10 protein-coding genes and 2 pseudogenes are annotated in these 12,384 nt (G+C 39.1%); 4 read left to right on the top strand and 8 right to left on the bottom strand.

The window, feature by feature from the left end:
- Positions 1–61: 61 nt before the first annotated feature.
- Complete coding sequence (gene ispB, locus BQ4443_RS01095) at positions 62–1,027, bottom strand: octaprenyl diphosphate synthase (protein WP_071057785.1); 966 nt, start codon at positions 1,025–1,027, stop codon at positions 62–64.
- Positions 1,028–1,182: 155 nt separating this feature from the next.
- On the opposite strand from ispB, the gene BQ4443_RS01090 reads away from it, so the two are divergent.
- From BQ4443_RS01090 to BQ4443_RS01080, 4 genes and pseudogenes are all read left to right on the top strand, one after another.
- On the top strand, positions 1,183–2,160 hold the full coding sequence (locus BQ4443_RS01090; RefSeq protein WP_083331815.1) for an ATP-binding protein: 978 nt from the start codon (positions 1,183–1,185) through the stop codon (positions 2,158–2,160).
- Entirely contained in the window at positions 2,157–3,110 is a 954-nt protein-coding gene (locus BQ4443_RS01085) for a Nudix family hydrolase (RefSeq protein WP_071057784.1), read from the top strand. The genes BQ4443_RS01090 and BQ4443_RS01085 overlap by 4 nt, the downstream gene beginning before the upstream one ends.
- Positions 3,111–3,333: 223 nt before the next feature.
- Positions 3,334–3,564, top strand: a pseudogene (locus BQ4443_RS12080) (type II toxin-antitoxin system RelE/ParE family toxin); the annotation flags it as partial.
- Between the two features lie 10 nt (positions 3,565–3,574).
- Positions 3,575–3,856 carry a HigA family addiction module antitoxin gene (locus tag BQ4443_RS01080; RefSeq protein ID WP_071057783.1) on the top strand — a complete coding sequence of 94 codons (282 nt, stop codon included), beginning with the start codon at positions 3,575–3,577 and terminating at the stop codon, positions 3,854–3,856.
- 366 nt (positions 3,857–4,222) lie between these two features.
- Here the strand turns inward: BQ4443_RS01080 and BQ4443_RS01075 are convergent.
- From BQ4443_RS01075 to BQ4443_RS12580, 7 genes and pseudogenes are all read right to left on the bottom strand, one after another.
- A pseudogene (locus BQ4443_RS01075) lies at positions 4,223–5,828 on the bottom strand (IS66 family transposase).
- 86 nt (positions 5,829–5,914) lie between these two features.
- A complete protein-coding gene (gene tnpB / locus BQ4443_RS01070) occupies positions 5,915–6,307 on the bottom strand; it encodes an IS66 family insertion sequence element accessory protein TnpB (protein WP_083331814.1) in 393 nt (130 codons plus the stop codon).
- Between the two features lie 158 nt (positions 6,308–6,465).
- The gene (locus tag BQ4443_RS01065) at positions 6,466–8,976 is read right to left on the bottom strand and encodes a GIY-YIG nuclease family protein (RefSeq protein WP_256330822.1); all 2,511 of its coding nucleotides are present in this window, start codon (positions 8,974–8,976) and stop codon (positions 6,466–6,468) included.
- 3 nt (positions 8,977–8,979) lie between these two features.
- Positions 8,980–9,627: a hypothetical protein gene (locus tag BQ4443_RS01060; RefSeq protein WP_071057782.1), complete on the bottom strand. Its 648-nt coding sequence runs from the start codon at positions 9,625–9,627 to the stop codon at positions 8,980–8,982.
- Positions 9,620–11,050: an Eco57I restriction-modification methylase domain-containing protein gene (locus tag BQ4443_RS01055; RefSeq protein ID WP_256330819.1), complete on the bottom strand. Its 1,431-nt coding sequence runs from the start codon at positions 11,048–11,050 to the stop codon at positions 9,620–9,622. The genes BQ4443_RS01060 and BQ4443_RS01055 overlap by 8 nt, the downstream gene beginning before the upstream one ends.
- A 94-nt stretch (positions 11,051–11,144) precedes the next feature.
- Complete coding sequence (locus tag BQ4443_RS01050; protein WP_071057780.1) at positions 11,145–11,786, bottom strand: restriction endonuclease subunit M; 642 nt, start codon at positions 11,784–11,786, stop codon at positions 11,145–11,147.
- Between the two features lie 413 nt (positions 11,787–12,199).
- Positions 12,200–12,265: a hypothetical protein gene (locus BQ4443_RS12580; protein ID WP_256330841.1), complete on the bottom strand. Its 66-nt coding sequence runs from the start codon at positions 12,263–12,265 to the stop codon at positions 12,200–12,202.
- Between the last annotated feature and the right edge of the window lie 119 nt (positions 12,266–12,384).

Raw genomic sequence — 12,384 nt, 5'->3', positions numbered from 1 at the left:
GTAATAAAAAAGGGTACTTCCCTCTATTGGGAAATACCCTTGTTTTCTCAACAAAAAAATACTATCGATCTCTTTCTACCGCAAATTGGCAAAAGTCAAGCAATGATTTTTTATAAGCAGACTCAGGAAAATCTTGTAACGCATCACGCGCCATTTGTGCTTCTTTAACTGCCATCTGGCGTGTATAGTCAAGCGCATCTGTCGAACGAATCGCTGTCGCAACAGCCTCAAAATCTGCTTCACCTGTTTCAATGGCTTGACGAATTAGCTGCTGTTGTTCCGGTGTACCTACTTCCATCACTCGAATAAGCGGCAAGGTTGGCTTACCTTCGCGTAAGTCATCACCCACATTTTTGCCTAAACTTTCTACATTACCTGAATAATCCAACACATCATCAATTAATTGAAAAGCTGTACCGATATGGCGACCATACGCAGCGGCAGCCTCTTCTAATTCTTCACTAACACCAGCTAATACTGCTCCCACTTGCGTTGCTGCCTCAAACAATTTGGCTGTTTTATAACGTACCACTTGTAAATAACGCTCAACCGTCACATCTGGATCATGGACATTAAGTAGTTGTAAGACTTCTCCCTCAGCAATGACTGTCGTGGCTTGAGAAAGAATCTGCATCACACGCATTGAATCAACTTCTACCATCATTTCAAATGAACGTGAATATAAATAGTCGCCAACCAATACACTCGCCGCATTACCAAACACAGCATTAGCTGTCTCTCGCCCACGACGCATATCTGACTCATCCACCACATCGTCATGTAATAAGGTTGAGGTATGAATAAACTCAATAACTGCCGCTAAGATATGATGCAAATTACCCTTGTATCCAAGTGCATTTGCCATCATTAACACCATGGCGGGGCGCATACGTTTGCCACCAGCACTGATAATATATTCGCCAATAGTGCGAATCATGACGACTTCAGAATTCAAACGAGAGCGAATCACCGCATCAACGGCTTTCATATCATCTGCAATTGGACTAATAATTTCTTGAATACTCACGGTAATCCCATGTTAAAAAGTGACAATATTTCCTATATTCTACTATATGGGTATTTAAATTGGGAAAATAGCTTATGATTTATAGCATGATATCCTTACCCTTAAACAGGATATTATTTATCTTCGATTTTTAGACTTAACTTCTATTTTTACTTATGAGCCAGCATAATTTAGACCTTTTAATTCAAAAAGCCATTGGTGTTCTTTCTCAGTTAGAGGCATGGCTTCCTCCTACACCCGATCAAACAGATTGGAATGCCAAAGCTTTCCGTTGGCGTAAAAAAGGTGAGACTGCTTGGTTAGAAGCCATCAATGTTATTGACTCTATTGAGCCCAGCGATTTAATGCATATCGAAAAACAAAAAGAAGCGATTGAACGCAATACTCGTTTTTTTGTCCAAGGAAAACCTGCCAATAATGTATTAATGACAGGGGCTCGAGGTACTGGAAAAAGCTCTCTAGTAAAAGCTATGCTGGCACAATTTCATGATGAAGGTCTGCGTTTAATTGAGGTAGATAAATCAGATCTTGGTGACTTAAGTGATATTGTGGACTTAATCCATACACGACCAGAGCGTTTTATTATTTTCTGTGATGATTTATCTTTTGATGAGGGTGAAGTTAGTTATAAAGCACTTAAGTCTATTCTCGATGGTTCAATCGCTGCTAGTAGTGATAATGTGCTTATTTATGCAACCTCTAATCGCCGCCATTTAATGCCTGAATATATGAGTGAAAACTTGACCACCGCTTATCAAGATGACGGTGAAGTACACCCCGGTGAAGCTATTGAAGAAAAAATTTCTTTATCAGAACGTTTTGGCTTATGGCTGTCTTTTTATCCTTTCCGTCAAGAAGATTATCTCGCCATTGTCTATTACTGGTTAAGAGATATGGGTTGTCCAGAACAATATATCGAAGAAAGTCGCACAGAAGCATTGCAATGGGCAATTCAACGCGGTTCTCGTTCTGGTCGAGTGGCAAAGCACTTTGCTCGGGATTGGACAGCAAGACATATGGGTTTAGAAAATGATCAATCAACATCTACCAGTCATGCACCAAAATCTACGGGAGTTACCAATCCAGCGTTAACGTCTTCCATTGATTCTGATCACTCTCCGGAGTCACTATGAACAAACCATTTATTCATGTCGCTGTCGGGGTAGTCCTCAACCCCCAAGGTCAAGTTCTATTAGCACAGCGCCCAGAGGGTAAGCCTTGGGCAGGTTGGTGGGAATTTCCTGGAGGGAAAATAGAATCAGGCGAAACGGAGCATCAAGCACTGGCTCGTGAATTAAAAGAAGAATTAGATATTCATATTGGGGATTCTTATCCATGGATGCATTTTACCTATGAGTACCCAAAAACCACTGTGGAGCTTTCTTTCCGACGAGTATACACTTGGACTGGAGAAGTCCGTGGGCTAGAACAACAAGCGTTTGCATGGACAACACCAGAAAAAGCACATGAACTTGGTGAACTACTTCCTGCCTCTGTAGATCCTCTTAAATGGCTTAACATTCCAGAAGCCTATGCGATTAGTCATTTTGACAATCCTGATCAACAAGAAGCTTACTGGCAACGATTTGAACAGTTATTGGCGCAAGGCGTAAAACTATTTCAATTCCGAGAGCCTACATGGCATGACGGTGTAGGTAGTACGTCACTCAAAGCACTCTTTGACGCAATGCTAGCGAAATGCCATGCACACGGTGCAAAGCTATTAGTCAATAGTATTCATCCTCGTGCATGGTGGGCATTGGCTGACGGTGTACAATTACGTGCTCAAGATGCTGTTCAATTAGAGGAACGCCCTATTCCTAGCGATAAGCTGCTAGGAATATCTTGCCACCATCTTGCCGATATTCTTTATGCAAATGTTCTTAATGCAGACTTTGTCGTACTAGGTCATGTAGAAGCTACTCCCTCACACCCTAATCAGACGCCCCTAGGTTGGGAACAATTTCAACAATTTGCTCAAGAAGCAGGACGACCTGTTTTTGCCATTGGCGGGCAATCTATTAATCGCTTAGAAAAAGCACGAGAACATGGGGCTCATGGTGTGGCGTTTATGAGGGGTTAGGTAGGCATAATTGTCACACTTCCAGATTGACAAAAAAGAGATAACTGAGATGATATCCTCTATGGATTTTATCAAGTTTTTTACATCAAAAACTTGGCATGTTTAGAACATCCATTCAAAAGTGTATCCTTAGTCTTTACAAAAAAAGGGTATTTTTGTACACTGTTAACATGTAAAAGGTGTAAAGAATGATAGTGTCTTTTAACCACTATTTTTTAGAACTGGCTCAACTAGAGGCATACAAGCGCGCCATGCAACTAAATTACGCCTATTATTAACAGCATTAAACAATGCTAATAATCCCAATGATATGAATGCTCCTCATTGGAACTTACATTCATTACATAAAAATTTAAAAGGGCATTGGGCGGTTTCTGTTAATGGAAGTTGGCGAATAACCTTTAAATTTCAAGATGGTAACGCAGAGATTGTTGACTATCAAAATTATCACTAAGGAATATATTATGTTTAATCCAGCGCATCCTGGAGAAGTCTTACAAGAATACCTCGAAGGAATCACCGTTACTGAAGCTGCACAAAAATTAGGTATTTCTCGAGTATCTTTATCTCGTATATTACACGGTAAAACAGCTATTACAGCAGAAACTGCTCTACGATTAGCAAAGGGGCTGAATACAAGTCCAAACTATTGGCTAAATATGCAAGCGGAATACGATTTGTGGAAAATACGCCAACATAATCCTCAGCTCATTGATTATGTGGTGGAATTAAGTAAGTCCGTTTAAAGTAATAGAAAATTTTAAGAATCCAAACATATGCGACTGTCTCTCAGAGACTTTCCCTAAAACTGTGTAACTGCTTATAAATCCCCTAGATAGGAGAATAAGCAATGACAGACAAACTAAATGAGTTAGCACAACTCACATGGTTGGCCAACTAAAAAGGAATAGCATAGATGAAAGAACACCTATGCTAAACACGAGAAATCTGAGCAAACCAACAGACGCAATGGCAAAATGAGCAAAACCATTGTCACAGAACTTGGCGAGCTCCAAATTGAACCTTTAGTGGATAGAGAGTAAGCGTCCGGTGAACTCCGATTGACTTCCGTTTTTAAACGTTCAATGCCCCGATTTTGTCGGGGCATTGTGTTAATTCTTGGTGTCGTTTGGCGCTTGCCAACGATGAGGCAGAAGCTCAGCAATGTCCTTCGCTTTCTGTGTCGGCAATCGTTCCAACACATCCTTAAGGTAAGCATAAGGGTCATGGCCATTGAGCTTAGCCGATTGAATTAACGACATCACCGCAGCCGCACGTCGACCCGCTTTCTCTGAACCTACAAAGAGCCAATTCTTGCGACCAATCGCGAGTGGACGTATCAAATTCTCTACCGCATTATTATCCATCGGCAGTTGAGCGTCTTCCAAGAGGCGCGTCAAGGCAAGCCAATTGTTCAGGCTGTAACGAATGGCTTTGGCGATCGCCGAGTTCGGCGGCACCAGCTCAAACTGACTACGCAACCCCCTTTCTAATTGCTTAAGTGCCGGCTCCATGTGGCGTTGTCGATGGGCTAATCGCTCCGGTGGACTTAAGTTCCTGGCCTCGGCCTCGTAGTGATAAAGTCGTTGGATTTGTTGTAAGGCCTGTTCAGCCACTGAGCTGCCGTTGGCTTGGTAAATATCGTGGAATTTGCGACGCGCATGCGCCCAACATCCCCCCTCAATCACTTGCTCATCGGCAAAGAGGGCTTTATAACCGGCGTAATCATCACACATCAGACTAATCGCCTAAGAATTCGCGGGCATGAGCGCCTGAGCGACCTGGCTTAAAGTCATAAATCACCGCTTTCATCTGCTCATAAGCACCCGGGGCATAGACCCAGAAATAACCACGTTGCGTTTTGCCCTTTTTATGGTGCATGTAAGTGATGGGGGTCTCATCGGCATGCAATACCGAATGCGAGAGCACCTCTTGGCGTAAAGCATCAACGAGCGGTTGTAACTGTGCGCCACAGGTGCCTACCCAATCCGCCAGCGTAGAACGGGCAATGCGTACACCGCTGCGCTCAAAGATGGCTTCTTGACGGTGCAACGGCAGATGGTCAGCATACTTCATGATCAGTACTGTCGCCAGCAGTCCGGTCGTTGCCAACCCCTTATCAATGATGTGAGGAGGTACCGGCGCTTGATTGAGAGTCTTGCAACAATCACACACGTATTTCGGATGAATGTGATTCTCCACGCTAAAAGTACCGGGCACATAATCCAGTTTCTGACTCACCTCATCCCCAAGATGACGCATCTCAGCACCACAACCACAGGTCGTGCTTTCCAACGTATAATGAATATCCACCGAGGGCAATTCCGCCGGCAAACGCATACGAGACGGTGTGCGAGGTGTGTGCTCTTGACCACTCATGGACGTTAATTGCTGACCGATGTTGTCTAACATCGTTTCTAGCTCAGCCAAATCCTCATGGGCGTCATCTTCAAAAAGTTTCGCTTGTAGGTCAGGGAGCTGTTCGCTACGTTTAGCAAAGTTGATACGTCTTAAGATCGCCAACTCCATCTTCACTTGTTCGTAAGCGCTCAGAACACGACGATAGGCCAGATCCTTTTCTTCCACCTGTGCTGCTTTTTTTACAATCAATGCGTCTTGTTGAGCAATTAAGGCTTGTTGTTGCAGCACGAGTTCGCGCAACTGCTCAGCAGTTAACTGGGATAAATCAGAGGAAAGAAAAGCAAAAGAATTCGGCATAAGACGTAGTATGCCTTATGCCGATAAAATAAGCGATCCCGAGAATACCTAATTGACAAGATCGCCCCACTTAGCTCACGATCAAACTAACAATAACGATAGATACCGGCTTCACCTAAACGATGCCAAGGCAGCCCCAAGGCTAAGGCCTGCAGTTGTTCTGCTGACAGTGCCGGATTCATCCGTGAGCCTGCACCGTGAAAGCGTCCTTCATGTAGTCGACGAACACATAGCCACGACCCCATCGCATCGTGCATGAGTAATTTAAGAAGCGTGTGCGTGCGATTCATAAACACATAGGCTTCGTGAGGTGCCACCTGACCAAAGCGCTGAATTGCCTTAGTGCGCAAGGTATCCATCCCCGCTCGTAAATCTGTCGCCTCACTCACCAGGATGATTTTATCTAGTGCCAGTAGGCTAGACGCTTGCTCTTGAATTCCCACTCGTTGGGCGGTCTCGATACGCATTAAAGACGGCATTGATTTCTCCTAACATACACAAAACCATAGTGTCGCGCAATTTAGCAGGAATGAATACATGTGTTCACCGGACGCTTACGATAGAGATAGCAGCTTTGAGTATCAACTCGTTAAGAAGCAACAAACCCACATCACTGGTATTGATGCGCTTTGTCAATTTAATAATTTAAAGAATCTTCTCTTGAGAGTACTGTTGTATATAACCCTACAGAATTATTTTGATTCCTATCAATACCAGTATAGGATAGGCTTGAATCCTCATAACGTCTAAATTTATACACAGCATCGTTCATTAAAGACTCATTAAATACATTTAGACGTGCCAAAAGCTCAAAATCATCTTGCGTAAGCCCTGTTACCCTATAAAACAAATCAGGTTCTAATTTTGTAATAACATCCCTTAGACAGTGTTCTCGATAATCTGAAAGATACATAAACACAGGAATCCGCGTTGCAAATTTAATCAATTTCTCTTGAATTTTTTTACGCAAACTTTTATATTCTTTCTCTTCCTTATCTAATTGTTTCTTTTCTACTTGGGTTATATTATCCCCTTTTTCTTGTCTAACTTTTTTCACTGCATCAGACTTATTAATGATTGTTGTAATATCTTGATTTAAACTACGAAACCCTTCTATTTTCATCAATGCTCGCATTGCATCTTCATTATTGATTAGTCTTTGTAGCGTTGCATTGTCAACATTAACTAAAAGAGCACTTTCCCAACGTTTAGCTAACATGGTTGCTGTTGTACCACTCATCGCTATATCTAAAATGCCACTAGCATCAATCTTTCGCATAGAACTTCCATCATATGCCAGCACAGGTAAAAAGCGAATAAACTCAGCCACTTTCTGTTCTGGATTACTATTTTCAGTATCTAAACGACAACTATAATCTGATATTTGACGCAACGCTCTATCTGGAGCAAAATCAAAAACATAACATTGTTTTTTTACTATCTCTTCATTATTTGGATCATTACAGTCATTCCCTCTAAGTACCCATGGCGTTTGCACTCTAAATGCCGCCTGGAAATAAGTCTCTGGACTAGACATATTTCTCAACATAAAAATACCCGCCCAAGGAGAAACTGATACTCCTGTCGTTAACTTCCCACAAGAAAGCGTAATACTTTTTGTCTCAAGTGGATTGTCTCCCATTGCCTCTTTTACAGGCGGTAGTGCCTCTATGCCAACCCCAGCTCTACTTCCAGCAGCTACCACAATCTGATATTGAGAAAAGAACTGATTGCACTCTCTTCTCAATAAATTCCTCATTGCATAACAACTTGCTACATTAGGTAAAAACCAAAAGGTATGTAATAAACTAGACATCAAGTCTACATCAGAGAAAGGCATTGGAGGTTTAGTTTTACCCATTCTAAGCGTATCTATATTTAATTCACTAAGTTTATTCTGTATAAAATCCAACCACTTTTGTACCTCATTTTCATGTTGAAATTTGGCATGATCATCAGCACCTGTAGCAGAGAAAAACTCATTTAAATCAAATTCATTATATTCTCCTCTCAATGCAATACTACGCACAGAATCAGGCAATTGATATGTCATCATCACCATTTCAGGAAGTGCATCATAAGGATTATTTTCTCCAAGCCACTCCTTTTTAGCCTTTTGCTCATCAGAATACGTCCAATTAAAAATTTGCTCTTCAATAAACTCTCCTGATGACATTGCTCTAAACGGAGTACCTGAAAGGTATAAATAATGATTAGTAGTTATTGGTAAATTTTCCTCTTCAAATTCTATTAAATCTTTACTCTGCGCAAAAAGCCTTTCTTGCTCATCCTCCCCCTCAAATAAATCCCTTGCTGTTTCTCTCCATGCTCCATAATGGTACTCGTCAAAAACTACACAATCCCAATTAATCTCATGAGCCCATTGATTTTTTAATTTAATACCACCAGATCTAGATTTACCTAAAAAGTCCTGGAAAGAAGCAAAGCAAACAATTGGTTTACTCTTATCGCACGCCTCATAAGTTAATCCATTACGCACAACAAACTGCCAATCAACAAAATCAATATGAGACTTTAAATCCTCTTGCCATGCATTTTGAACAGCAGGTTTAAATGTAAGTATTAGTACTTTTTTCCATGCCATTTTTTTGGCTAATTGATAAGTTGCAAATGTTTTACCAAACCTCATTTTTGCATTCCATAGAAAATGAGGTGTTATATTACTATTCTCTTTTTTTAATGCTTCGAAATAAGCGATTGTTTTTTTTACGGCTTGTTCCTGCTCTGGTCTCATACCAAAATCAAACCTACGATTAGGTTCTAATTGCTGACCTGTTTTTAGCTCAAGAATAGCATTTTCAACATCATCAACCGTACACTCAAACCACTCACCGCGAACTCTTTTAATACCTTTTGACTCTAAAACACGATGCACATCATAATCTTTAAATAATCCACCATCATCTCTCACAGCAAATTTATCTAATTCTATTTTCCATGATTGCTCTGGCGTAGTAATAGGGTATTGTGCTTTTACACGATCAATAACTGATTTAGAGGTATAGCCAATTTTTAAGTAACCTTTATAATGGATGTCACTATACGCATAGATACGTGGTTTTGCTAATTTAGCAAAACTGGTTTTATCATCATCCATTTCTACACTAATTTCTGGATCAGATTCCATTACTTACCTCCTAGTTCGCAACTCATAAGCTGTCACTCTATTTTTATAGAAATCTAAGAATTCATTTTCAAGATATTGATAGTCTGGTAATAACTCTGGGACATTATGTTGCCCTATATTTGGTGTTACCACAACACTCAAATCATCTAAACCTTGCAATGCTTGAAACTCCGCCACAAGCTCTTTAAAATTTGGATCAACATGCCACAGATCAACCTGATCAATACGTTTACCTTCCCTGTCTGCATAAATTTGTCTTTTTTGTAATTTGTCATTGCGGATGGCGTACCTTAAGCACTTACAAAAATTTTCTAAATCAGAAGGTGGGTTTCCAAATCTTGTTGTACTAATTTGCTCCTCAAATCCTGTGTTTTTATCTATGACATACAAACAATCTGTAGAATAATTTGGTGATTTTCTAATAATAAAATGACATTTACTGATATCAATATTCTGGCAAAGATAATCTCTTTTATCAGAAAAATCCTCAATAAAATCTTTTAAATCATTCAGATCATTTTTGTCTAATATTTCACCATTAAAATTTTGCTTTGCTCGATTACGAATATCTTTAAGATGTTTTTGAAAAGCTGTTTTCGTTGGAAAATAAATATTATTTCTTTTTAGATAATAAATCGTCCTTCTAGACATTATCCAACTCCATTGGGCGTACCATTTTTTCAATAAAAGCAATTTCTCTTTCTGTTAATGCATATTTTTCATACAATTCACGATCCGTCCAAGGCTTAGAAAAATCTTGTTGAGGAACAAGTTCATAAACTTTTTTTGTACCGTGCTGAGTATTCTTTTTTAGTAAGACCAAAAACCTAAAAAAACATGTTGCCATATAACTCATCACATTATTACAAATCATCTCATTCTCAAATGGACCAATAACAAGATAAGTCTCTGTACAGCAACTACCTGGTTTTCCATAAAATGGTTTATTTATTACTTGATAAGGCTCATTATTCCCCATACCATAAGCATATGTAATATAAACTTTATGAGCATCAATTAGGTTCGCATTTGTAATAACCTCTGTGCGTCTAACATACCCTATTCCACCATTTTGATAAATTAAAATTGAATCATTTTCATATGGTTCTGTGGCTCCTAAAAAGAAAGTCCTTAACCCAAATGGTTTCCCAGCACTTACAATATCCATAAAACTTTTTGTTTCAAAATACTGGACTTTTCTAAGAATAGCTATTGCATCGTTATACCTAATAAATGTTTCAATATTATTCTCTTTTAATGGACGCTTCATTTCTGAAATAACATTACCTTTCTCTAAGGTTTTTACAATACAATCTCCTTGGTATTGTTTATCCCATAAAAAGTAACTTACACCACCCTCAATACTCACCCCCGGAAAACAATCTGTTGAATCAGGATAATCATAAAGCTCCTTAATATGTCTATCCATTAGCATTTGACTTCTGAATTCCTCTAACCCCCGCCCCCCAGCAAACCAACGTGATGGGGTAATCATCACTAAATAATCTGGGTGTAATTTTTTTGCTTGTTCCACAAATAAATGATAAATCGGCTTAGCACTTGCCTGTGCCCCACCATCACTAAGTTGATAAGGGGGATTACCAATAATGACATCAAACTTCATCTTTTCTAATCCTAGTACTTTTTGTGCATATCCTTTATGAATAAAAACATAAGCATGATTTTCTAATTCTTCCTCTTCTCGCTCATAAACACTCCTACTCGCACCACACTCTTTACATGTAGTACCCTCCCATGTATGAGGTATTTTCTGAAAATAAATATTTCCTTGATTATCCTCAAAATCAGTACAGACTGATAAAGCACTTGCTGCATTTTTTGCGCAATACACACTTCTCCTAGAAAGTAGCGCTGTCATCTCTGTAATTGCCAGACCATAAAGCTGTTGACTAAAAATATGATTTATTCTTTGTTGTAAATCAGGAATTTTTCCTTCTAAACCTTTATTTAATCTTTTTGCTATCTCTCTAAGAAAAACCCCGGATTTACAAACTGGATCCAAAAACTTTGCATTAGGATTTCCCCATAAATTATTAGGCAAAGTATCTAGCATTTGATTAACAATCTCTGGAGGAGTAAATACCTCATCATTTGATAAGTTTGCTAAACAATTTAGAACATCTGGGTTATATAAAATATGGGAAATATTAGTCATTGCCCAACTCCAAAAAATGTGTTGGACGATAATCATTTCTACTAGGATTAGGAATAAAAGACTCAACACCTAAATCAGAAAATAAAGGCATATCTCTTTCACTATACTTATTGACTAAATCAGAGAAAATATAGTCTCGGCGTTGTATAAAACTTCCATTAACAGCTTTCCACTCAGCAAAAATAATGTTATTTTCACCATCAACTGATTTGAGTGTCAGTGCATTACCTTGCAATATATTGCAGGATAAAATGTACCGAGCAGAACGTAGACATGATTGTTGAAAAGTATTGGGGTATTGTTTGACGTAGGCTTGTTTAAAAATTTCAAATAGTCTGTCTCTACAATCATTTATATTATCAATAAGTAGATCAATACCATAGATACTACCCAATGCAATAAGCGACTGGTGTTCATACTCATATTGATTTTTTTTGTGCTTTCTCGATACAGCCTCTAGCTTTCGCCTAAGAATTTCAGTTAAGAAATTCCCATTTCCACAAGCTGGTTCTAAAAACGTTTTCTCAGGGTTTTCAACTTGACTCCCTACAAGGTTAAGCATTGCGTTAACTTCACGCTCACTTGTAAAAACCTCTCCGTGATCTGTTACTCTTTGCTTAGACTTAACTTGCATGGGATAACTCCTCCATGCAGCTAGTTTTATAAAAAACTAAAGAATCTAATCGTACGATACTGAAAAATGTAGAGTAAGAAAAACCTACCCTAGGCAGGCAGGCAGGCAGGCAGGCAGGCAATTTTGATCAATCGCCGTTATATAATCAAGTGTTTTATTCATTTATTTTCTTTTTTTGTAAAAAAGATACAATCAATTCTATTATGGACTGTAGCGTATGAAACGCCATGGAATAGAATAGCATACAACATATAAATATTTATCAAGTAATAAAACTCAACTCTAAACAATTTTATAGCCTCTATCGCTCCTTGCAAGATATAGCCTTAATGGTTAAATATTCAGTAAGTGTATACTAGATTTTCCCTCAAAAAAATAAGGCGATCCAATACGGTCAACATTACTTCCTTTATTTATATATACACGTTTTTTCTATGCCCTACTTCCAAGGCTAGTACGACTAACTCTTTGTCTTGGATATCACATATAACTCGATAAGCGCCTATTCTATAACGCCATTGTTCGGAACGATTATGGCTTGAAGCCTTACATGCTGCCTAGGATTATCAGTCTGTTCTATGTTTTTCTGAAACCATGC

The sequence above is a fragment of the Pelistega sp. MC2 genome (assembly GCF_900099475.1).
Taxonomy (GTDB): domain Bacteria; phylum Pseudomonadota; class Gammaproteobacteria; order Burkholderiales; family Burkholderiaceae_B; genus Taylorella; species Taylorella indica.
This window is presented reverse-complemented; position numbering and strand designations above follow the sequence as displayed.